This is a genomic window from Xanthomonas arboricola (assembly GCF_003353015.1).
Taxonomy (GTDB): Bacteria; Pseudomonadota; Gammaproteobacteria; order Xanthomonadales; family Xanthomonadaceae; genus Xanthomonas; species Xanthomonas arboricola_E.
In genome coordinates, this window is sequence record NZ_QREM01000001.1 from 156,164 (window position 1) to 177,844 (window position 21,681).

At 64.4% G+C, this 21,681-nt stretch carries 18 protein-coding genes; 11 read left to right on the top strand and 7 right to left on the bottom strand.

The window, feature by feature from the left end; all coding sequences use genetic code 11:
• Positions 1-127 precede the first annotated feature (127 nt).
• Complete coding sequence (locus C0541_RS00715) at positions 128-532, top strand: winged helix-turn-helix transcriptional regulator (RefSeq protein ID WP_115045271.1); 405 nt, start codon at positions 128-130, stop codon at positions 530-532.
• Positions 533-924: 392 nt separating this feature from the next.
• The gene (locus C0541_RS00720; protein WP_115045272.1) at positions 925-1,257 is read left to right on the top strand and encodes a DUF6172 family protein; all 333 of its coding nucleotides are present in this window, start codon (positions 925-927) and stop codon (positions 1,255-1,257) included.
• 310 nt (positions 1,258-1,567) lie between these two features.
• On the opposite strand, the gene C0541_RS00725 is transcribed toward C0541_RS00720, so the two are convergent.
• Entirely contained in the window at positions 1,568-2,857 is a 1,290-nt protein-coding gene (locus C0541_RS00725) for a DEAD/DEAH box helicase (protein ID WP_115045273.1), read from the bottom strand.
• A 276-nt stretch (positions 2,858-3,133) separates the two neighbouring features.
• Here C0541_RS00725 and C0541_RS20565 point away from each other — a divergent pair, with 276 nt between their 5' ends.
• Positions 3,134-3,991, top strand: coding sequence for a hypothetical protein (locus C0541_RS20565; protein WP_153064930.1), 858 nt, complete (start codon positions 3,134-3,136; stop codon positions 3,989-3,991).
• Positions 3,992-4,201: 210 nt separating this feature from the next.
• Here the strand turns inward: C0541_RS20565 and C0541_RS00740 are convergent, their stop codons facing one another.
• The 5 genes from C0541_RS00740 to C0541_RS00760 all read right to left on the bottom strand — a co-directional run bounded on the left by C0541_RS00740 (position 4,202) and on the right by C0541_RS00760 (position 12,085).
• On the bottom strand, positions 4,202-5,788 hold the full coding sequence (locus tag C0541_RS00740; protein ID WP_115045276.1) for a dihydrolipoamide acetyltransferase family protein: 1,587 nt from the start codon (positions 5,786-5,788) through the stop codon (positions 4,202-4,204).
• Positions 5,785-6,168: an SH3 domain-containing protein gene (locus tag C0541_RS00745; RefSeq protein ID WP_115045277.1), complete on the bottom strand. Its 384-nt coding sequence runs from the start codon at positions 6,166-6,168 to the stop codon at positions 5,785-5,787. The genes C0541_RS00740 and C0541_RS00745 overlap by 4 nt, the downstream gene beginning before the upstream one ends.
• 1 nt (position 6,169) lies before the next feature.
• The gene (locus tag C0541_RS00750; protein ID WP_161959814.1) at positions 6,170-7,240 is read right to left on the bottom strand and encodes an alpha-ketoacid dehydrogenase subunit beta; all 1,071 of its coding nucleotides are present in this window, start codon (positions 7,238-7,240) and stop codon (positions 6,170-6,172) included.
• A complete protein-coding gene (gene pdhA / locus C0541_RS00755) occupies positions 7,233-8,321 on the bottom strand; it encodes a pyruvate dehydrogenase (acetyl-transferring) E1 component subunit alpha (RefSeq protein ID WP_115045279.1) in 1,089 nt (362 codons plus the stop codon). Before pdhA ends, C0541_RS00750 begins: the two co-directional genes overlap by 8 nt.
• Before the next feature lie 176 nt (positions 8,322-8,497).
• The gene (locus C0541_RS00760) at positions 8,498-12,085 is read right to left on the bottom strand and encodes a lamin tail domain-containing protein (protein ID WP_115045280.1); all 3,588 of its coding nucleotides are present in this window, start codon (positions 12,083-12,085) and stop codon (positions 8,498-8,500) included.
• Positions 12,086-12,802: 717 nt separating this feature from the next.
• On the opposite strand from C0541_RS00760, the gene C0541_RS00770 reads away from it, so the two are divergent.
• From C0541_RS00770 to C0541_RS20575, 5 genes are all read left to right on the top strand, one after another.
• Positions 12,803-13,714, top strand: a complete 912-nt coding sequence (locus tag C0541_RS00770) for a tryptophan 2,3-dioxygenase (RefSeq protein WP_115045282.1) — start codon at positions 12,803-12,805, stop codon at positions 13,712-13,714.
• A 176-nt stretch (positions 13,715-13,890) separates the two neighbouring features.
• On the top strand, positions 13,891-15,396 hold the full coding sequence (locus C0541_RS00775) for a peptide MFS transporter (protein WP_115045283.1): 1,506 nt from the start codon (positions 13,891-13,893) through the stop codon (positions 15,394-15,396).
• An 11-nt stretch (positions 15,397-15,407) separates the two neighbouring features.
• A complete protein-coding gene (locus C0541_RS00780) occupies positions 15,408-15,998 on the top strand; it encodes a thioredoxin family protein (protein ID WP_115045284.1) in 591 nt (196 codons plus the stop codon).
• 130 nt (positions 15,999-16,128) lie between these two features.
• Positions 16,129-17,088, top strand: a complete 960-nt coding sequence (locus C0541_RS20570; protein WP_153064931.1) for a hypothetical protein — start codon at positions 16,129-16,131, stop codon at positions 17,086-17,088.
• Positions 17,089-17,148: 60 nt separating this feature from the next.
• Complete coding sequence (locus tag C0541_RS20575; RefSeq protein ID WP_153064932.1) at positions 17,149-17,601, top strand: hypothetical protein; 453 nt, start codon at positions 17,149-17,151, stop codon at positions 17,599-17,601.
• A 265-nt stretch (positions 17,602-17,866) separates the two neighbouring features.
• Here C0541_RS20575 and C0541_RS00785 read toward each other — a convergent pair whose 3' ends face one another.
• On the bottom strand, positions 17,867-18,355 hold the full coding sequence (locus C0541_RS00785; RefSeq protein ID WP_115045285.1) for a MarR family winged helix-turn-helix transcriptional regulator: 489 nt from the start codon (positions 18,353-18,355) through the stop codon (positions 17,867-17,869).
• Between the two features lie 122 nt (positions 18,356-18,477).
• On the opposite strand from C0541_RS00785, the gene hppD reads away from it, so the two are divergent.
• The 3 genes from hppD (at position 18,478) to hmgA (ending at position 21,565) form a co-directional block, all read left to right on the top strand.
• On the top strand, positions 18,478-19,593 hold the full coding sequence (gene hppD / locus C0541_RS00790) for a 4-hydroxyphenylpyruvate dioxygenase (protein WP_161959815.1): 1,116 nt from the start codon (positions 18,478-18,480) through the stop codon (positions 19,591-19,593).
• Positions 19,594-19,757: 164 nt separating this feature from the next.
• Entirely contained in the window at positions 19,758-20,150 is a 393-nt protein-coding gene (locus tag C0541_RS00795; RefSeq protein ID WP_115045635.1) for an endonuclease domain-containing protein, read from the top strand.
• Between the two features lie 101 nt (positions 20,151-20,251).
• Complete coding sequence (gene hmgA / locus C0541_RS00800) at positions 20,252-21,565, top strand: homogentisate 1,2-dioxygenase (RefSeq protein ID WP_115045287.1); 1,314 nt, start codon at positions 20,252-20,254, stop codon at positions 21,563-21,565.
• Positions 21,566-21,681: the final 116 nt, after the last annotated feature.

A 21,681-nucleotide genomic window follows, 5' to 3' on the forward strand; every position in this document is an offset into this window, starting at 1 on the left:
CAGTCTCTTCGCTGGTTGTCGATGCGGGACCGGACGCGGCGCCGCTGCGTCCTGTCGGCTTTCAGTATCGGCGAGATGATATCCATCCTATACTTAGTTTCAATTACGCACCTTGAGGTAACTAGATATGGCCGAGGAAACCACTGCGCCCTGCGACCTCGATCGCATCTCGGATATCCGCACCGTGCTGGAGCCGATCGCCAACAAGTGGTCGATCATGATCATGACGGTGCTGTGCAACGGGCCGACGCGTTTCAACCAGATCAAGCGGCAACTGGACGGTGTGACGCACAAGTCGCTGACCGAAGCGTTGCGGCGGCTGGAGCGGATCGGCTTGATCAGCAGGGAAGTGATTTCCTCGTCCCCGGTGGCCGTGCAATACCGGCGCACGCCCTTGGGCGACACCCTGGAAGCGCCGATGATGGCGCTGCTGCACTGGTGCCAGGATCACGCCGATGAAGTGATTGCCGCCGAGCAGGCGTTCGTGGCGGACATGCAAGCGCTGGCGCCAGCAACGGCAAGCGTGGGCTGAGGGACTGCGGCTGATGCACGCGTGCACCATGCCGAGTTGAGATGTGAGGCTTGCGCGTGGCGCTGCCTGGCATCGGCCGGGAGCGGATCGGGATGGCGCATCGAGGGAGGCGGCCGAGTGCTCATGGGCAGGCGCCTCGGCGGCCGAGGCGGCGGCAGTGGCACGCCTTGGCCGCCGAGGCGCCGGAGCTGCGTCGTGGCTGATCGCAGCGGGGTCGAAGCGATGCGCGATCGGCGTGCCGGCACCGGTGTGCTCCCCGGCACGAGGGCGACCACGCCATCGAGCGCATGCACATGCAGGTGCCCGCTCGGTCCATGGCCAACGGCCGATGATTCACCCAGATGGGCCGTGTGGCCCCACAATAGGCGGCCAGTTCCCCAACCGATGTCCCCATGCGCAAGACCTACCAGCTCAACCTCGAAGGCAAGAACCGCGACCGTCTGCTGGAAGCCAGCAAGAACGATATCCGCAAGTACATCCGTCGCGAGCGCCGCAAGGACCTGCCCGAGGGCGCGGACTACTGGGACTTCGACATGCGCTTCGGGGTGGACGAGGCCAGTGCCGCGCCGCTGCCGCCGGCCGAGCTGATCCGGGCGATCAATGCGCTCACCAGCGAAGGTGGCGAGCAGTTCTTCGTGGAAATCCTGCGCAAGCCCGGCAAGCGTACCCCGCGTGCCGATGGCGACAGCGCCCCGGGCGGCGAGCTGGATTTCGAGCAGGACTGAGGCGCTGCACCGGCGTGGCAGTGGATTGCCGCTGCGTTGGCATGCCGTGCGCGGCCGTCTTCGGCAATGCGCCTTGCCGTCACCGCGGGTGGCCTGAGCGGATCTAAGGTCAGATCGCATGCCGTGCACGCGGCAGGCATCGGCAGCCGATGTCCGCCATCTGCGAAGCCGCAACGTGCCAAGAGTGCGCAAGACCGGCATCGACGCATGCTGACGCTGTCCGGCCTGCGCATGTGCCGCATGTTCAGGCGCGGCGCCTGCTCCTTCCAGATCCGCGCGACGACAACACGTTGCGCGTGATCGACCACGCTCAGTCCGGCTCGCCCGCCTGTGACGCTGCCGCACGCAATTTGTCCTTCTTGCTCGGCCGCCTGCCCTTGATGCCGCCGTTGTCGTCCGCAGTGCGCGTGCCGGGGTGTGGCGTCTGCGGCGCAGGCGTCGCTGCCGCCGGGGTCGGCTCGAAACCGGCGACCACGCTGGTCGGCATGCGCAGGCCCTGGCGTTTTTCGATCAAACGCCATTGCGGCTGGCTCTCTGCGGTGATGAAGCTGATCGCAAGGCCGCTGGCACCTGCGCGTGCGGTGCGGCCGATGCGGTGGGTGTAGTCCACCGTCGAGCGCGGCAGGTCGTAATTGACCACCGCCGGCAGCGCGTCGATGTCGATGCCGCGCCCGGCCAGATCGGTGGCCACCAGCACCTGCAGCTCGCGCTGCTTGAACGCATGCAACGTACGCTCGCGGCGGCCCTGGCTCAGCTCGCCATGCAGCGGTTGCGCGTTGATGCCGGTCTTGGTGAGTTTTTCGGCGACTTTCTCGGCGGTGTGGCGGCTGGCGACGAACACCAGCACATGCGACCAGCCGTGTTCCTGCAGCAGGTGGCGCAGCAGCTGCGTACGCTGGCCGGCGTCGACGGCGATCGCGCGTTGTTCGATCGCAGGCGCAGCCTGCGGCGTGGCGGCAATGGTGATGCGCAGCGGGTCGCGCAGGCGACGCTTGGCCAGCGAGGCGATGGCGGGCGGAAACGTGGCCGAAAACAGCACGGTCTGGCGCTGTGCCGGCAACAACGCCAGGATGCGATCGAGCTCGGCGCCGAAGCCCAGTTCGAGCAGGCGGTCGGCTTCGTCCAGCACCAGCGTGGCGACCTCGCCCAGGCGCAGCGCGTTGTGATCGACCAGGTCCAGCAGCCGGCCGGGTGTGGCGACCACGATATCGGCACCACCGCGCAGGGCAAGCAGCTGCGGATTGATCGAACTGCCGCCGGTAGCCGCAACGATCCTGAGCCGCCGCGGCAGGTGCGCCGCCAGCTGACGCAGCGTGTCTTCGACCTGCGCAGCGAGTTCGCGCGTGGGCACCAGCACCAGCGCGCCGAGCACGCGCGGGGCAACATCCGGCGCCAGGCAGCGTTGCTGCAGCAATGGCAGCGCATAGGCCAGCGTCTTGCCCGAACCGGTCTGCGCCATCGCGATCAGATCGCGTCCCTGCAGCATCGGCGGAATTGCCTGCTGCTGGATCGGCGTGGGTAAGTGGTGACCGGCCTTGGCGAGCGCGGTATCGAAGAACGGCTGCAGCTGCGGCGACAGCGAGAGGTGAGTGAATGACATGCGGACATTATCTAGGATTGGCGGCGCCAATTGCATTCAGGAGCTTGGCAATCGCTGTAGATGGCAGGCTCTGCTGCTCCTTCAGTGTCGAGGCCCCGTTCGTATTCTTGTGAGCCAATTCGTATTGGCGCAGAAAGTGAAGGGTCATGGTGATTAGATTGTTCGCCACTACGAGGAGCAACGCCGCGCCAGACTAAAATTCAATGCGAGGTAGCCAAGATGGGTTCGTGTATCTCCAAGTGCAGTAGCTTGCCGGACTCTCCGGCAACAAACACTGTGAGTTCGTTACACGACCAAGAAGAATGCCCTAGTCCCGATTCCATCAGTTCTAGTACATCTTCATCCGGAAGATTCGAGGAGCTGAGACCCGCGCCAAAGCAATCGCAAGCGCCAGAAAGTTCCAAGCGCCGCCTTGTTGGAGAGGCTGAAAATACGCTTTTCTTTGGCCGCCAGGAGACACAAGATAAATTGTTGCTGTGGACACATGACGGCGATGAAGCCGCCATGATGCATAGCTTGCAAAATATCCCGATTACTGTGCGTCAGTTCCTGGGTGGTCATCCATCATTCGACCCGGAGGAGCGTTGTCCGGACTTGAATCAGCATTTTGCTGACCATTTGCGATCAAATCCGAAATGGGCGTCCGCCGTGAATGATCACAACAGAGAGAATTTCAGCAGCGAAATGCCTGACATGAGCAGGGCGGCGTCGATGTTTGGTGATCCAGTGGCCTTGGCAGGTAGAACGTACAAAGAGGTAGAGAAGCAGGCAGCCCTTAATGAAACCAACGTTTTCAAGAAAAAATCCAAAGGTGCCCTCTCCTTCGCTGTTGAGACAGGTCGCGATGTCGCCTTTGGCTTAGGCGGTCATGACGAGATGACTTCGGCGCCAGCCAAGAGCCGATTCTATAAAAAGGGATACTACGCTGGGACAAGCGTCACCGACTCGGAGCTAAGGCACCTTTATCGCAATCGCGACGATTCCGGCTACCAGCAGCGTGTTCAGTTCTATAGCGAAGTACACCATGCGCTGGATTCGCCCATGAGGCAGCATACTGAATTTGAACAGTGCGCGCCGCCTTGGGAGCAAGAACCGCATATCTGGCAGACCTACAAGCCAAAGTCCGAAGGCTAGCTAGCAATAGCGTCAGAAACGGGGCGATCCTGTTCCATCAGCATCAGGAGCCCAATCGGACAGCCGGTAAACTGCGAGTCCCAACGATCATGCTCGCGTCTGCATCGTCTCCACGCTACTGAACTACGCAAAGCGGAGTAGCCTGCTTTGCGCTTGCTGCTGCTTTTCCGCGCCGCGCGGTGGCATCTTGGGTGCCACCGCGGAAGGCGTCTAGTTTGGGGCTGCCAAGTCGTCCAGCAGCGCACGCAGGAAACGCGCGGCTTCGCCGCCGGTGGCGGCACGGTGGTCGAAGGTCAGCGATAGTGGCATGACCTTGTGGGTTTCCACCCCGCCCATGACCGGGGTGAGCTGGTAGCGCGCACGGCCGGCAGCCACGATCGCCACGCATGGCGGCACCACCACCGGAGTGGCGTAGCGGCCGGCGAACATGCCGAAGTTGGACAGCGAGATGGTGTAGCCGCTGAGTTCCGACGCGGCGATGCTGCGGCTTTCCACCTGCTGGCGCAGCCGGTTGACGCTCTCGCGGATGCCGTGCGCGTCGAGCATGTCGGCATTGCGCAACGCGGGCACGAACAGGCCTTCTTCGGTATCCACCGCGATGCCGACATCGACCTGGGGGTGCAGGGTGCGGCTGAGTGCATCGCCGTCGAACCAGGCGTTGAGCGCAGGCACTGCCTGGCACGCACGCACGATGCCGCGCACCAGGCGCACGGTGACGTCGTTGCCGGGCTGCCAGGCGTGGATGTCGGCATCGTCGTTGAGCGTGGTCGGCACCACCTTGCTGTGCGCATCGGCCATCACGCGGGCCATGTTGCGGCGCACGCCCTTGAGCTGTTCGGGCTGGCCCTTGGCGCTGATGCCGGGCGATTGGGTGCGCATCGGCTTGCCGCTGGCCGACAGCGGCGAGCGGGCAGTGGTGCCCTCATCCGCCCTGCGGGCACCTTCTCCCGCAGGCGGGAGAAGGGTCGCCGTTTCTGCGCGATTCCTGCCGTGGCCAGCGGTTCCGTTGGCTCTGTCACCTTCAGCAAACGAACCAGCTCTCCCGCTTGCGGGATCAGCGAACGAACCAGCTCCCCCGCTTGCCGGATCATTGAACATGCCACCTCTCCCGCTTGCGGGAGAGGTCGGCGCGCCACGCGCGCCGGGTGAGGGCTGCGCGGTGCCCGCGGCTGCGGCCTGCTTTACGTCCGCCAGCGTCACCGTGCCGTCCGCGCCGGTGGCGCGGACCTGGGCCAGGTCCACCCGCAGCTTGCGGGCGAGCGCGCGGACGACCGGCATGGCGCGGACACCGCCGACCGCAATGGCGTGTTCGCTCTGCACGGTGTTGGAGCTCTGCATCGCACCCACCACGGTGCCGGCGTCATCGCGCTCGCCTGCGGCATCGGACGCTGCAGTTGCGTCTGCGTCCGCATCGGCGATTTCGCCACCGTTGTCGGAGGCAACCACGCGTTCGGTGGGGCCAGCCGCGCTCTGCCCGGTGCTAGGCGTCGGGGCCTGCGCGCTGCCGTGCCCATGCCCGGTGTCCTGGCCGTCGGCGCGTTGCGGCTGCGAGGCGTCCAGCGCGAACTGCGCCAGCATCGCACCGGTGACGATGATGTCGCCGGCGGCACCGGCGAGCTTGGTCACGGTGCCGGAGAACGGCGAGGGCACCTCGACCACCGCCTTGGCGGTCTCCATCGAGACCAGCGGATCGTCCAGGCGCACGCTGTCGCCTTCCTTGACGAACCATTCGACGATGGTGGCATCGGGCAGGCCTTCGCCCAGGTCGGGCAGGTGGAAATTCTTGGCTTCGCTCATGGCAGGTTCTCTTGCGCCGCAGGCAGTGGCGGCGTGGTGTCGTCGAGGAGTTCGAGGTCGACGGCCGGCAGCCAGCCCTGCATGCCGTCGGCACGCTCGGACCACCACCAACCGCCATGTTCGTAATGCAGCAACACGTCCTGGCCCTGGTGGGCATCGAGTTCGCGTGCGTCGTAGTCGCGCAGGGCTTCGGCCTGGCCGTCGCCCAGGGGGCGCAGCCAGGCCACCGGGGCCCAGCCGGCATGGCCATCGCCGGTGTTGACCCAGGCGAAGGCCGGCCATTCCTCGTCGCGCACGCCGATGGTCACGTGCTGGCCGGCGTGGAAGCGGATCGGGTTGGCGTACGCGGCGCGGTAATCGCAGAGCAGACGGGCGCGCATGTCAGCCGGCAGCCACCGCGCGACGGGCGGCGCTGACGATGCGCTCCACGCTCGGCAGGTACTTCATCTCCAGCCGGAACAGCGGGATATGCGTGTCGTAGCCGGTGACGCGTTCGACCGGTGCGAGCAGGTCGTACATCGATTTTTCCGCCAGCTGCGCGGCGATCTCCGCACCAAAGCCGGCGCTGCGCGGGGCTTCCTGCACGATCACGCAGCGGCCGGTCTTGGCCACCGATTCGGCGATGGTGTCGAAGTCCAGCGGGCGCAGCGTGGCCACGTCGATGACTTCGGCGCTGATGCCTTCGCCAGCGAGCTTGTCGGCTGCTTCCAGCGCTTCCTTGACCTGCGCACCCCAGGTGACCAGGGTGACGTCGGTACCGTCGCGCAGCACGAAGCACACATCCAGCGGCAGCGCCTCGCCATCGTTGGCGACCACTTCCTTGTACTGGCGGTAGATGCGCTTGGGCTCCATGTAGATCACCGGGTCCGGGTCGCGGATCGCGGCCAGCAACAGGCCGTAGGCGCGCTGCGGCGAGGACGGCAACACCACGCGCAGGCCGGGCACGTTGGTGAAGATGGCTTCGTTGGCCTCGCTGTGATGTTCCGGCGCGCGGATGCCGCCGCCCCACGGCACCCGCAGCACCATCGGGCAATGCAGGCGCCCGCGGGTGCGGTTGCGCAGGCGTGCGGCATGGCAGATCAGGTGATCGACCATGGGATAGACGAAGCCGTCGAACTGCGCTTCGGCCACCGGCTTCATGCCCTGCGCGGCCAGGCCGACGCTCAGGCCGGCGATGGTGGTTTCGTCCAGCGGCGTGTCCAGCACCCGCTCGCTGCCGAAGCGCTGCTGCAGGCCGGCAGTGGCGCGGAACACGCCGCCGTTGACGCCGACATCCTCGCCCAGCACCAGTACCGCAGGGTCGTGTTCCAGCTCCCAGGCCAGCGCCTGGGTGATGGCTTCGATCAGGGTGATGGGCGAACTCATGGCACTGTCTCCGCGCGTGGCTGCGGCGTTGTAGGGGGCACTGGCCTGCTGTGTTGCAGCCAGGTGTGACTGGTTGAGCTCATCCATGGCGGGCCTCCTGCGCCATCACCTCGGCGCGCTGGGCCAGCAACTCGGCCGGCGGGTCGCCGTAGAGGTAATCGAACATCGCTTCGACCGGCTGCACCGGGGTGTTGAGATAGGCGTTGACCTCCTCGTCCACGCGCGCACCGCAGTCGGCCTTCCATGCGGTTTCCTGCGCCTCGTCCCACAGGCCTTGCGCGGTGAGATAGCGGCGCAGGCGCAGCAGCGGCTCGCGCGCCCAGCCTTGCTTGACCTCTTCTTCGCCGCGATAACGCCGCGCATCGTCGGCGGTGGTGTGATCGGACAGGCGATAGGTCAGGAACTCGATCACCGTGCCGCCGTCGCCGGCCAATGCGCGCGCGCGCGCCTGGCGCATCGCTTCGAGCACCGCGATCAGGTCGTTGCCATCCACCTGCAGGCAATGCAGGCCGCCGGCCAGGCCCTTCTGCGCCAGCGTCTGCGCACCGGTCTGCGCCGAGCGCGGCACCGAGATCGCCCAGCCGTTGTTGATCACGCACAGGATCAGCGGCAGCTTGTAGGCGCCGGCCGAATTGAGCGCGGCATAGAAGTCGGTCTTGGAACTGCCGCCATCGCCGCAGCAGGCCACCGCGACCTGCGGCTTGCCCCGCAGCTTGAACGACAGCGCCGAACCGGCCGCGTGCAGGCACTGGGTGGAGATCGGCACGCAGATCGGGAAGTCGATCGCCGCATCGGCATCGCGCGGATAGTCGCTGCCGCGTTCGTCGCCGCCCCAGTACAGCAGCACATCGCGCGGACGCACGCCGCGTTCGAACATGGTGCCGTACTCGCGATAGCTGGGCGCGAACACATCGCCGCTGCGCATCGCAGCGCCGATGCCCACATGGGTGGCTTCATGACCGAGGCAGGCCGCATAGGTGCCCAACTTGCCGGTGCGCTGCAGCGCGACCGATTTGCTGTCGAAGGTGCGCACGAACAGCATGCGCTTGAACAGCGCGAGCAGCTGTTGCGGGTTGGCGGCGTCGGCCGGCAGGTCGTCGCGGACGATCTGGCCGTCCGCGTCCATGTATTGCAGATATTCGATCTCGAACTGCGCGGCTACGCTCATTGCGGCGACACCTTCACCAAGAAGTTTCAAATGATATGAGTTGCGATGTTAAGGACCACACAGCAAAAAGCTGTCCTGCACCGCAGCACACAATGATGCTGGCTTGCACAAAAAAAGGGCGCGGACCAGGCCGCGCCCTTTGTCGCAGTACGGAACTGCGACGTGTTGCACTGCGGTCAGCGACGGCCGGCGCCTCCACCGATCGGGGTGACGATCAGCGCCGAATCGTTGGCCGGGTTGGCATCGGGCGATGCCGATGTGGCCCTGGCCTGCACGCGGATGGCACCGTCGGCCGGGATCGGCCTGGCTGCCACGGTCAACTGGAAGGCCAGCTGCGCGCCCGGCAGCACGACCGCCGCACTGCTGCACACGAAGCGGGCATTGCGCAGCGATTGCACCTGTTTGTCGCAGCGCCAGCCCTGCGGCGGCACCAGCTGCGACAGCGCAGACACCGTATTGCCTTCAATCACCAAGCCGGGGCGCTGCGCCGGCGCGGCACCGAGGTTGTCCAGCAGCACGCGGTAGCTGGCGCTGAACGCCGTTGTCGGCAGGCTGGCCGGGCCGTCGAACCGCACCGCCAGGTCGCTGCGCGGCTGCGGCCGTGCCTGCACCACAACGGCAGCGGTGTCGGTGTTGTTGTCCGGCTGCGGGTCGGGCGACTGCGAGGCGACCGAGGCGGCCAGGGTCAGGGTGCGTCCGGCCAGGTCCGGGCCGGCATCCAGTTGCACTGCAAAACGCTGCGCAGATCCCGCCGCAAGCACCGGGATAGTGCAGGTAAATGTGGTCTGCGTGGCATTGGTCTGGTTCTGGCAGATCCAGCCCGGCGGGGCCGTGAGGCGTGCCCGTGCCGGCAGGTCGAACACCAACGCCAGCGCAGTGAACGGCGCGCGATCCGGCCCTCGGTTCTCTACATCCACGGTGTAGTCGATGCGCTCGCCTTCGACCACCTGGTCGCGCGCGGCGGTGACAGCCACCTGCACGTCCGCGCTCACCTGCTTGGTCATGCGCAACAGCACCACGGTGGGGTCGTGATCGGACAGGCGCGTGGGCGTATTGGCATCGTTGCGCGCGGTGCCGGGGAAGTCGGCATTGATGCGCGCATGGCCCACCAACAGCGAAGCAATGTTGGGTGCGCGCATGAGCGCTTCGTTGGCCAGGATGTGGTCCAGCGACTGCACATTGCCGTCGAAGGCGTATGAGTAGCTCTGGTCGGGCGTGTTGAACCAGGTCAGGTCGGTGTAGTCCGGGTTGACCAGGTCCGCGCCATCGCCGCTCACCACGGTCTGCGCATCCGGTGCCGGCCTGCCGGTGACGGTGCCCATCGCATCCACATAGCCGTCGTTGAACTCGAAGGCGTTGAAGTCGCCCATCACCAGCACCTGCTCGGCCGGGTCGAGCTGCTGGCGCGTCTGCAGCAGGCGCGCCAGGTACTCGGCCTGGGCCTGGCGCTTGGCGCGGATGCGGGTGCCGGCCGCATCGTCGGTCTCGGCACCGTTGAGCGAGCGCTGATGCACCACGATGGCGGTCAGCGGCAGCACGCGGCCATCGGCCTGGTGCACCCTGGCGCTGAGCACCAGCGGCGGGCGATCGTTGAGCAGGCTGACCGCGCCGCCCGGCTCGGTCCAGGTGGTGGCCTTGCCTTCCTGGGCGATGGCAAGCACTTCCACCCGCGGCACGCCAGCGCTGACAGCGGCGGTCTTGACCAGGAAGCCGACATCGATGCCGCCGACGTCGTTGCCTTCCTGCAGATACGCCACATAGCGGGGATCGGGCTGCCCGCCGGCCACCGCATCGGCGTTGATGCGCGCAGCCAACGTCTGCAGTACGCCGAGGCTTTCCACTTCCACCGTGCCCAGGATGTCGGGCGTGTGCAGGTCGTTGCGGATCGCCAGCGAGGCCTTGTTGAGGCGGGCCTGGAATGCGGCCGGGGTGAGCACCGGCTCGCCGGTCGCCGGGTCGTTCTGGTCGTCGAAGAAGCGCTCCATGTTGTAGGTGGCCACGGCCACGTCGTCGGCCTGCGGCAGCGGTGCCGGGCGCGGCTGGTCGGCACCGTTGCAGTTCACCTGCGGGGTGCGTTCCGGGTACAGCGTGTAGCGGCGGAAGCTGTAGTCCAGCGGACCGGTGGCGCCAATCACCACACAGCCCGATGCCAGATCCAGACGCTCGGCGCCGACGCCGGCACTGCCGACCGCGATCACTTCCGGGTTGGTGTTCCAGCGCGGCACCCCGGCTGGCGAGCCGGCCGGCAATGGGTCGGGCAACTGCACGCCAGGCTCGCGAAAGGCACGCGGCAGGCCGGTGACCACCGCATGGAACACGCCATTGCTGGTGGCGGTGGCGTTGGTCTCGTTGACGCTGCCGCCGGTGGGGGCATTGACGGTGAGGCTGGCGGCGGTGACACGCATGCCTTCCAGCGCTTCGAGCTGATCAAAGGCGCCGTTCGGGTCGGGGAAGTTCGCGCTCAACGCCACCGGCATCGGCAACGGGTTGCCGGTGGAGTCCAGCAGCACGGTCAGGCTGCCGCCGATCTCGGTCAGTGGCGGCTGGGTCGGGTCGGCAGTGGGCACGTATTCGATCACCGTGCCTTGCACGCGCACCCGGTTGCCGATGGCAGCGGCATCCGGCGGGGCGCTGCCGGTGTAGACGTAGACGCCTTCGGAGGTGGCCGCATCGCCATCGGTTTCGGCATCTGGTGCCTGCAGGAAGAAGCCGGCGCTGCGACGGGCGGTGACGATGCCCGAGGTGGCGACCACCTGGCCGTCCAGCGGCGAGCGTGCGCCCTTGCCCTGGATGGCGTGGATCGGCAGCAGGCTGAAGTCGTCGTTGAGGAGGGTGCCGGTGGCGCTCAGCGTGGCCGGCAGCGCGCCGGTGAGGCCGCTGATCTGCAGCGCGAAGGTCTCGTCGGGCTCGGGCGTGGTGTCGCCCAGCACCTGCACGGCAATGCTGGCGCTGCGCTCGCCGGCGGCGATGCGGACGCTGGCCGCGGGCAGGGCGACATAGTCGCTGCCAGCGACGGCAGTGCCATCGGCGGTGGCCGCGGTGAAGCTCACGCCGCCTGCGCCGGCCGGCTGGCTCAGGCTCAGCGTGAACACAACGCTGCGGCTGCCGCTATTGCCCTCGGCCTGGCTGACATCGGCCAGCGTGGCGATCGGCTGGCCGCCGCCGCTGCACAGGCGTGCGGGGCTGGCGGCATTGCGCGGGGCCGGCGCGCCGGTGGCGAAGTCGGCCGCGTTGTTGTCGGTGTCGGTGCAGCCATCGCCGCCGCGCAGCACTGCCAGCGTATTGCTGGGCGCCGGGGTGGGCGCATTGCCTTCGGCGCAGCTGGCGTTGCTGCCGTAGCCGACCAGGTCGGCATTGCCGGTGGGGCAGGCGCCGCTCAACGCCGAGGCGCTGTTGCTCAGCGCCACCTTGCCGGCGCCGCCGGCCATGGCGATGGTGCCGGTGGCGTCGGGCGCAGGCAGTGCAACGCTGCCGCCGCTGCCGTCGGCCTGCTTGACCAGGTAGTAGCCGCCGGCCGGCACGCTGCCTGCCAACGGGGTGACCTGCCAGCTGCTGCCGGCGGCAGAGGCGTACTGCACCGACCAGCCATCCAGGCTGACCGTGGTACTGCCGATGTTGTGCAGCTCGATGAAATCGCTGCGGAAGGTGGCACCGCTGTTGCCGCCACCGCCGTAGACCTGGCTGATGACGACCTGGGCGTTGGCGTGGCCGGCAACCGCCAGCGCACAGAAAAGTAAGGCTGCACGACGCTGCAACACAGGCATGAGATGAGAGTCCCCTGATCCATGAGACGTGAAGCGCTCCCCTGGTCCGGCCACGTCCCTGGCCGGCAGCGCCGTTCGATTCTGCATGAATTTGCAGACCTAGGTTGACGATACGGTGACACCGGCGCAGCGGCTGCGACCGCGCAGCCGACAGCGACCGGATTTTTCAGCTGTGAAGCACCAGTCGCGTACGCCACCGCGTCGCCAGGCTGCCCAAGTGAGCAGGCCACCCAGGCCAACCGGACGTTGCTGCGGCAGTGCGACGCAGCTCAACGCAGCGACATGCATCAAGGCCGCGCGCTGCAACGACTGGGCATTCCGAACTGCGTCGGTCCAGCCAGAAGGTCTGCACGGCAGAACGATGCGGCACCCATCGGAGACAGCGTGTCGAAGACCCAGCCCCCAGCGTCGCTCCCAGCCGCAAGGCCATCGATATCCAATCCCGCCTCCCGCCTCCCGCCTCCCGATTCCCGATTCCCGATTCCCGATTCCCGATTCCCCATTCCCCATTCCCCATTCCCCATTCCCCATTCCCCATTCCCCATTCCCGAATCCCGAATCCCGAATCCCGAATCCCCGCCACTGAGCTACCCTGACCGGCCCGATCTATCCGCACTGCCATGCCCGTCGACAAGAACCTGNTCCCGAATCCCGAATCCCGAATCCCGAATCCCCGCCACTGAGCTACCCTGACCGGCCCGATCTATCCGCACTGCCATGCCCGTCGACAAGAACCTGCGTGACCTGGAACCCGGCATCCATACCGATCTGCAGGGGCGGCTGACCTACGGCGGCTATCTGCGGCTGGACCAGCTGCTGTCGGCGCAGCAGCCCCTGTCCGAGCCGGCGCACCACGACGAGATGCTGTTCATCATCCAGCACCAGACTTCCGAGCTGTGGCTGAAGCTGCTGGCGCACGAGCTGCGCGCGGCGATGGTGCACCTGCAGAACGACCAGGTCTGGCAGTGCCGCAAGGTGCTGGCGCGCAGCAAGCAGGTGCTGCGCCAGCTCACCGAGCAGTGGTCGGTGCTGGAAACGCTCACCCCCAGCGAGTACATGGGCTTCCGCGACGTGCTGGGCCCTTCCTCGGGCTTCCAGTCGCTGCAGTACCGCTATATCGAGTTCCTGCTGGGCAACAAGAACCCGCAGATGCTGCAGGTGTTCGCGTACGACCCGCAGGGGCAGGCGCGGCTGCGCCAGGTGCTGGAAGCGCCCAGCCTGTACGAGGAATTCCTGCGCTACCTGGCGCGCTTCGGGCATGCGATTCCGCAGCAGTACCAGGGGCGCGACTGGACCTGCGCGCACGTGGCCGACGACAGCCTGCGCCCGGTGTTCGAACGCATCTACGAAAACACCGACCGCTACTGGCGCGAATATTCGCTGTGCGAGGACCTGGTGGATGTGGAAACCCAGTTCCAGCTATGGCGTTTCCGTCATATGCGCACGGTGATGCGGGTGATCGGCTTCAAGCGCGGCACCGGTGGCTCCAGCGGCGTGGGATTCCTGCAGCAGGCACTGGCGCTGACCTTCTTCCCGGAGCTGTTCGACGTGCGCACCTCGGTGGGCGTGGAAGACCGTGAGCCGCTGGATGGTGGCCGCAGTGAGCCGGAAAAGGGCCGGGAAGGCTAGCTGGAGCGCGCGGGGTGGTAGTGGCTCGCTGGAGCAGGGCGGTGGCGCTGCAGTGGCCGCCATCAGGTCGAGCAGTGCCGCGAATTTGACGCGTACATGACGTCTAAGTGATCCTCGCGCGTCTCCCGGGGTACGCTCCGGGCACCCAGCCATCACTGAATACGCAAGGGACACCTATGAGCGTTGACGCTGCCGCGCCGACATCCGCCTCCACTCCGCCGCCCGAGTTCCCGACCCTGCTCGGTCATCCGCGGCCGCTGTGGCTGCTGTTCATGACCGAATTCTGGGAGCGCTTTGCGTTCTACGGCATTCGCTGGGCGCTGGTGCTGTACATCGTGGCGCAGTTCTTCGGCGGCGACGCCACCGGCCAGGCGCCGGCGGGACGGACCTACGGCGCCTACCTGGCGCTGGTCTACGCGGCGGCGATCTTCGGCGGCTACGTGGCCGACCGCGTGCTGGGCTACCAGCGCTCGATCCTGGTCGGCGCGGCCGTGATGGCCACCGGCCTGTTCCTGATCGCCATTCCCGACCACACCATGTTCGAGATCGGCCTGGCCACCGTGGTGGTGGGCAACGGGCTGTTCAAGCCCAACATCTCCACCATGGTCGGCAAGCTGTACTCGGTAGCCGATCCGCGCCGCGACAGCGGCTTCACCATCTTCTACATGGGCATCAACCTGGGCGCGATGATCTCGCCGGTGCTGACCCAGCTGCTGGCCGAAAAGGTGTTCGGCACCCAGGCCATGCCGTCCTACAAGATGGTGTTCATGGCCTCCGGCGTGGGCATGCTGATCAGCCTGGTGTGGTTCTGGTTCGGCCGCGTGCAGCTCAAGGGCATCGGCGCGCCGGCTCCGCATGCGCAGGGCATCGGCCGCGTGCTGATGGTGCTGGTGGGCTGCCTGCTGGCGGTTCCGGGCGTGTACTTCCTGCTGGCCGTCGGTGCGGACGTGTTGCAGGTCGTGCTGACGGTGCTGTTCATCGGCCTGTCGGTGATGCTGCTGGTCGAAGGCATCCGCGAAGGCAAGGTGCAGCGCGACAAGGTGATCGCGATGCTGATCATCTTCGCCTTCAACGTGCTGTTCTGGATGTTCTTCGAACAGGCCGGCAGCTCGTTCACCTTCCTGGCCGACAACATCGTCAACCGCGGGTTCGGCGACTGGACCTTCCCGACCGCCTGGTTCCAGTCGGTGAACTCGATTGCCATCATCGCGCTGGCGCCGGTCATCGCCTGGATCTGGGTCAAGTCCGGCCGCTTCAATCCCTCGATTCCGCGCAAGTTCGGCCTTGGCCTGCTGTTCAATGGCCTGGCCTTCCTGCTGCTGATGTTTGCGCTGTCCAGCCTGGTCGACGATGCCGGCAAGATCCCGTTCTGGACCTTGTTCATGGTCTACGTGATCCAGTCGGTGGGCGAGCTGTGCCTGTCGCCGATCGGTCTGTCGATGGTGACCAAGCTGGCCCCGGTGCGGCTGGTCGGTTTCGGCATGGGCGGCTGGTTCCTGTCCACCGGCATCGGCAACAACCTGTCGGGTATCTTTGCCGGCCATGTCAGCGGCAACGAGGGCATGAGCGTGTCCTCGGCCCTGGGCGGGTATACCTTCGGGTTTTGGGCGCTGATGGGCGCTGGCGCGTTGCTGTTCCTGATCGCGCCGTTGATCAATAAACTCATGCACGGTGTGAAGTGAGGAGAACCGCAATGCCGATCAAACCCACTGTCTGTGGCCTGCTGCTGGCAGGCCTGTTGAGCGCCTGCGGGCAGCCCACCGAGCAACAGGAGGCGCCACGGCCGCTGGACACCTCGATGCAGAAACCGCCCAGCGCCGATCCCAGCCAGCCGGTGTCCTCGGGCAATACGCCCACCGCCGCCGACATCGCCGCGGCGGCCGCGCTCAATGCGCAGTACGATCCCTCGCGCGATCCGGCGGCGGATCTGGAGACCGCCAAGGTCGAGGCCAAGCGTGGCGGCAAGCGCATCGTGCTCAACGTCGGCAATGCCGCCTGCGAGCCCTGCAAGGCGCTGGACGAGGTGATGGGCGGCGATGCGGAGCTGCGCAGCTTCCGCGATGCGCACTTCGTGGTGGTCAAGGTCAACCGCGATGCGGCCAACGACAACGCCGCCTTCCTGTCGCAGTTTGCCCAACTCAATGATTTTCCGGCGCTGCTGGTGCTGGACAACGACGGCAAGCTGCTGACCACCCAGGCCGGCCCGGAACTGCGCAAGGGCGAGGGTTTCGACCGCCGGAAACTGTTCGATTTCCTCAAGCAGTGGGCGCCGCCGCAGGCCTGAGAAGGGAGACAAATGAAAGCATGAACATATTCTGAACGAGAGGAAATATTGTCTTTGCGCGCTATTTCATTTCAACTTCATTCAGTCTAGCGTCGATTATGGGCATTTGCCCATTGTCAAGGACTGCACTATGAAGACGAAATGGATGTTTGTTTCACTCCTTGCTTCGTTTTTTTTCATGCGACAGGAGACAGCATCAGCTCAGACTTGGATAGTCTGCAGCAATTGCAACACCACGGCTCAATTCTCCGCGAGTGCGCGGAGCGCCCACGGCTCGACTTGGGGGAGTGTTTTATATGGTGTTGTTAATCCAAGCAGCGGCGCCTTTATGTGGGTCCAGGTTGCCAGACAAACAGGGCCTGCACCGTTGTCAATACCTGAGATAAAGGAAGATAGGTTTGCCTTCGCTTCGGTAGAAAAACTTGCTTTCACTACATCCTCTGGAATTCGCGTAGTGGGTGTCCGAATGTCAAGTGACGCACCTACCTCATCACCTCCTGAAGAGCAATTGCCTAATTCGAGAGCGGCTGGGCCGGGAGATACTACTGTAATTACCCTGGATGCCACTGCTGTAGAGAGGCAGAAAATTCAAGATATCGTGCGTATATCAAAGAGTAGCGTCCTGTTAGCGCCAGATTATGCAACTGGTAAATTCAATAGCTACCAAGATGCTTATTACACCTATCATGCGGCATTAGATAGCGTAATTTTTACAGGATTAACCATTAATAACCCTGTCTGGACCGAGCAGTCAATGGGGGGGCTATGGAAAGCACTCTCAAATTTTTGGGGTAAGGGACCTGTGGGGTGCGTCATCTTCTTAAACGGAGATACGGCGTGCTTTCAAGTAAATCCCATGGCTCCTGGGGCGTCTCGCGTACTCTCGGGTACCGCTAAGAACGTTAATGGTGCTCAAATCAATATTGGCGGAGATAATCCCATTCCTAATGGTGGAACCTCTGTTGAAGTCCTCCCGGATAACCCTTCGACTGGTCAGGTGAGTTACGCTCCCTCTGGAGGTTTCACGCAGCCTAAAATGGCTTGCGTGATAGTCAATAAGTCAGTCCAAAGCTGCCGAGCTATTTTTTGAAAAACTAGCAATTTTAGCTTTAATCAATTGAGCCAATTTCAATAAAACGGGATTGCTGTGATGATAAAATATCTGGTGTGCGCACTTTCTGGGGCAGTTATAGGCGCTGCTGTAACGTATCCGCTTGTCTCGCCATCCGTGGAGGATTTGGCAGCGTTACAAGCCAGTCAGCTTCAACTAGAGTATGGCATTGTGGTTTCGCCGCTAGGCGAGATTCGGCCGCCAGAGATGATTGCAAAGAGTGCCAAGACAGCATTGGCTGTGCGCTTCTTAAATGTTGCTCCGCTTTACTCTAAGTTAAATAATGGGCATGCAAAAGAAAGCTTGTGGAACATGTCAAAGACGTTATTGCAGGTCAAATTTTTCGATGCTGTCGATCAGGGTAGCACTAAAGATTATAGTTACGTATCGGCCCATTGTATTGCTTCTATGAAAAAAAGTAGCGAAGATCCCTTGCCTTGTCTAAAGGCCGCTTCCGATAAATCGATGGGCGGTGCATTAACTGCGCTTTAAGATGAAGTGGCTCAATTGCATTTGAACTTAGGCTTCCCAACGCCCAGCCATTATCTAAATTGAAAAATGCAAGACCCGCTTCGGGTCTGCTGGCATCTCCACCTACCTCTGTAAGGGGTAGGTGGAGGAATAGAAGATTTTCTATGAGCGCACCTACTTGAATCAACCTGCAAAATTTTTCTGAACAAAAATGTGCGGGCTGTTCGGCGTAAACGCGAGTGTCAATTCCAGAGCTGCTCCAAGTATTTGGCGCGCCATGCTTTGATTAGTCCTTGCCGGCCATGCGCGGCAGCCCGTCCTTGGCCAGCCGGTCGATCAGCTTTTCCAGGACCTGCTGTTCCTCGGCGCTGAACACCGACATCAGCCGCTGTTCCATCTCGTTGACCAGTGGGGCAACGGTCTCGTAGACCTGGCGTCCGGCCGGCGACAGCGCCAGCATCGAGCGGCGGCGATCGTCGCCATGGGTCTCGCGGCGGATGAAGCCGCGCTCCAGCAGGCGCGCCACGGCGCGGCTGACGGCAACTTTATCCATCGCGGTGCGGTCGGAGACCTCGCTGGCCGAGGACCCCGGATACAGCGCCAGGATGGTGATCACCCGCCACTCGGGAATGGCCATGCCGTACCGATCGCCATAGACCTTGGCGATGTTGCTGCTGATGCGGTTGGACAGCACGCTCAGGCGATACGGCAGGAACTGCTCGAGGTTGAGCAGCACAGGATGTGGCGGCGGGGAGGGGGCGTCGAGATCGCTCATGTTGCACTGTGTCTTGATTTTGGTTTCATTTGCAACTACAAACCTTGGGTGGCCTGCGCATTCTCGCGGGTCTTCTGCCACCCCGCATAGCCCTGCGGACGGCCCAGCGTGGAGAAACGACGATGAGCGCACAACCGAGCAGTACCGCATCCCGCCCCAACCTGGGCATGCAGGTCACCACCTTCGACAATCCGATGGGGATCGACGGGTTCGAGTTCGTCGAATTCGCAGCGCCCGCCGACCAGGCCGCGCAACTGCACGACTACTTCCGCAAGATGGGCTTCAGCGCGGTGCTGCGCCACCGCAGCCGTGCCATTACCGTCTATCGCCAGGGCGGGGTCAACTTCCTGCTCAACGAAGACCCCGATTCGTTTGCGGCCGATTTCGCCGCCGCGCACGGCCCCAGCGCCTGCGGCTTTGCGATCCGCTTCCGCACCCCGGCCGAAACGGTACTGCAGACCGTGCTGGGCAACGGCGGCGAAGCGGTCCAGGACAAGGCCGACACCCGCGCCGTCCCGGCCCCGGTGGTCAAGGGCATCGGCGACTGCATGCTGTACCTGGTGGACCGCTACGGCGATGCAGGCAGCATCTACGACGCCGACTTCGAGCCGATCGAAGGCGCCGACCAGCAGCCGGCCGGCTTCGGGCTGACCTTCATCGACCACCTGACCCATAACCTGTACTTCGGCAACATGCAGCGCTGGTCGGACTATTACGAGCGCCTGTTCAACTTCCGCGAGATCCGCTACTTCGACATCAAGGGCGCCAAGACCGGCCTGGTGTCCAAGGCGATGACCGCCCCGGACGGCGTGGTGCGCATCCCGCTCAACGAATCGTCCGACCCCAAGAGCCAGATCAACGAGTATCTGGACGCCTACCACGGCGAAGGCATCCAGCACATCGCCTGCTTCACCGACGACATCTACAGCTCGGTGGAAAGGATGCGCGCGGCCGGCGTGACGTTCCTGGACACGCCCGACACCTATTTCGACGTGGTGGACCTGCGCATTCCCGACCATGGCGAGGATGTCGAACGCCTGCGGCGCAACAAGATCCTGATCGATGCGGATGTGGACACCAAGCAGCGCAAGCTGCTGCAGATCTTCACCACCAACTGCATCGGCCCGATCTTCTTCGAGATCATCCAGCGCAAGGGCAACGAGGGCTTTGGCGAAGGCAATTTCCAGGCGCTGTTCGAGAGCATCGAGCGCGACCAGATCAAGCGTGGGGTGCTTTGAGGGCGGGGATTGGGGATTTGCTGTTCGGGATTCGCTCAAGGCAAATCGTTCAAACACCACAGCATCGGGACCCGGTTGTCTGACAAGACAAATCCACAAGAGCTGACGTAGTCAAAGCCCCTCTCCCTGCGGGAGAGGGGTTGGGGTGAGGGTACGGTGGAATGATGAAAATCAAACCGCCATTACCCACCGTCGCGCTCACCAACGCGCGTGCGTTACGGACAGGGATGACAGAAGCAGAGCGCGCACTTTGGCGCTGTCTCCGCGGCAGTCAGCTACAAAGTTTCAAGTTCAGGCGTCAGCATCCGATTCCGCCTTTCATCGCAGATTTTTGTTGTATTGATGCGGCGTTGATTGTTGAACTGGATGGCTCGCAACACCATGTCTCAAGCGATCTCGCACGGACGCAGTGGCTTCAATCGAAAGGATGGACAGTGCTGCGCTTCTGGAACAACGATGTGTTGTTTTCGCTGGATGCGGTGGTTGAGACGATCTGCAAGATGGTCGCTGCGCCGTACCCTCACCCCAACCCCTCTCCCGGTGGGAGAGGGGCTTAATCCGCCAGGCCTTGGCTCTTCTTCGGTAGGAAAGCGGCCTGATTCCATTCAATCCCGACCTTCTGCATCCGGGGAGGGAGGGCCTAGTCCGGACGCATGCCATGCACGACACCCCGCAGTACATGACCGGTTTCGGCAACGAGTTCGCCACCGAAGCGGTGGCCGGCACCTTGCCGGTGGGGCAGAACTCGCCGCAGCGCGTGGCGCACGGGTTGTATGCCGAGCAGTTGTCCGGCACCGCATTCACCGCGCCGCGTAGCGAGAACCGGCGTAGCTGGCTGTATCGCATCCGTCCGGCGGCGGTGCATGGCGCGTTCTCATTGATCGCGCAATCCACCTTCCACAACGACTTCGGGCGCGGCCCGGTGCCGCCGGATCAACTGCGCTGGAGCCCGTTGCCGTTGCCATCCACGCCAACCGATTTCGTCGATGGTCTGTACACCATGGCAGGCAACGGCGGGCCGGAGGCGATGTCCGGCGTTGCCGTGCATCTGTATGCGGCCAATGCGTCCATGCACGATCGCTTCTTCTACGATGCCGACGGCGAGCTGTTGCTGGTGCCGCAACTCGGGCGCCTGCGCATCCACACCGAGCTCGGGGTGCTGGAGCTGGAGCCGCAGCAGATCGGGGTGATACCGCGCGGCGTGCGCTTCCGTGTCGAGCTGCCCGATGGCGCGGCGCGCGGCTATGTCTGCGAAAACTTTGGCGCATTGCTGCGGCTGCCCGACCTGGGGCCGATCGGCTCCAACGGGCTGGCCAATGCGCGCGATGTCGAAACGCCGCAGGCGGCGTTCGAACACCGCGAAGGCGCGTTCGAACTGGTGGCCAAATTCCAGGGCCATCTGTGGCGCGCGGACATCGGCCACTCGCCGCTGGATGTGGTGGCCTGGCATGGCAACTACGCGCCGTATCGCTACGATCTGCGCCGCTTCAACGCCATCGGTTCGATCAGCTTCGACCATCCGGATCCAAGCATCTTCACCGTGCTGACCTCGCCCAGCGACACGCATGGCACGGCCAACATGGATTTTGCGATCTTCCCGCCGCGCTGGCTGGTGGCGCAGCACACCTTCCGCCCGCCGTGGTTCCATCGCAACGTGGCCAGTGAGTTCATGGGGCTGGTGCACGGCGTGTACGACGCCAAGGCCGACGGCTTCGCGCCCGGTGGTGCCTCGCTGCACAACTGCATGAGCGGGCATGGCCCGGATGCGGCGACCTTCGACAAGGCCTCGCATGCCGACCTGACGCGCCCGGACGTGATCGCCGAGACCATGGCCTTCATGTTCGAAACGCGCGCGGTGCTGCGCCCCACGCAGCAGGCCTTGCAGGCTGCGCATCGGCAGGGTGACTACCAGCAGTGCTGGTCCGGCTTGCGCGCGGCGTTCCAGGTGCCACGCCCGGGCGACGCGCAGTAACGCGGATTGCTGGCCGGGTGGGCTGAGCGATTGGCAGGACAGTGCGAACGTCGCGGTCGCCGGAACGCATCGCCTGCCACGCACCGGTTGCCTGCGTCCGCGCCAGCGGCCGCACA

What these genes read in the sequence shown, in the direction of transcription:
- C0541_RS00715 (WP_115045271.1), top strand. Translation starts at nt 128, where the DNA reads ATGGCCGAGGAAACCACTGCGCCCTGCGACCTCGATCGCATCTCGGAT.
- C0541_RS00720 (WP_115045272.1), top strand. Translation starts at nt 925, where the DNA reads ATGCGCAAGACCTACCAGCTCAACCTCGAAGGCAAGAACCGCGACCGT.
- C0541_RS00725 (WP_115045273.1), bottom strand. Translation starts at nt 2,857, where the DNA reads ATGTCATTCACTCACCTCTCGCTGTCGCCGCAGCTGCAGCCGTTCTTC.
- C0541_RS00740 (WP_115045276.1), bottom strand. Translation starts at nt 5,788, where the DNA reads ATGAGCGAAGCCAAGAATTTCCACCTGCCCGACCTGGGCGAAGGCCTG.
- C0541_RS00745 (WP_115045277.1), bottom strand. Translation starts at nt 6,168, where the DNA reads ATGCGCGCCCGTCTGCTCTGCGATTACCGCGCCGCGTACGCCAACCCG.
- C0541_RS00750 (WP_161959814.1), bottom strand. Translation starts at nt 7,240, where the DNA reads ATGGATGAGCTCAACCAGTCACACCTGGCTGCAACACAGCAGGCCAGT.
- pdhA (WP_115045279.1), bottom strand. Translation starts at nt 8,321, where the DNA reads ATGAGCGTAGCCGCGCAGTTCGAGATCGAATATCTGCAATACATGGAC.
- C0541_RS00760 (WP_115045280.1), bottom strand. Translation starts at nt 12,085, where the DNA reads ATGCCTGTGTTGCAGCGTCGTGCAGCCTTACTTTTCTGTGCGCTGGCG.
- C0541_RS00770 (WP_115045282.1), top strand. Translation starts at nt 12,803, where the DNA reads ATGCCCGTCGACAAGAACCTGCGTGACCTGGAACCCGGCATCCATACC.
- C0541_RS00775 (WP_115045283.1), top strand. Translation starts at nt 13,891, where the DNA reads ATGAGCGTTGACGCTGCCGCGCCGACATCCGCCTCCACTCCGCCGCCC.
- C0541_RS00780 (WP_115045284.1), top strand. Translation starts at nt 15,408, where the DNA reads ATGCCGATCAAACCCACTGTCTGTGGCCTGCTGCTGGCAGGCCTGTTG.
- C0541_RS20570 (WP_153064931.1), top strand. Translation starts at nt 16,129, where the DNA reads ATGAAGACGAAATGGATGTTTGTTTCACTCCTTGCTTCGTTTTTTTTC.
- C0541_RS20575 (WP_153064932.1), top strand. Translation starts at nt 17,149, where the DNA reads ATGATAAAATATCTGGTGTGCGCACTTTCTGGGGCAGTTATAGGCGCT.
- C0541_RS00785 (WP_115045285.1), bottom strand. Translation starts at nt 18,355, where the DNA reads ATGAGCGATCTCGACGCCCCCTCCCCGCCGCCACATCCTGTGCTGCTC.
- hppD (WP_161959815.1), top strand. Translation starts at nt 18,478, where the DNA reads ATGAGCGCACAACCGAGCAGTACCGCATCCCGCCCCAACCTGGGCATG.
- C0541_RS00795 (WP_115045635.1), top strand. Translation starts at nt 19,758, where the DNA reads ATGAAAATCAAACCGCCATTACCCACCGTCGCGCTCACCAACGCGCGT.
- hmgA (WP_115045287.1), top strand. Translation starts at nt 20,252, where the DNA reads ATGCACGACACCCCGCAGTACATGACCGGTTTCGGCAACGAGTTCGCC.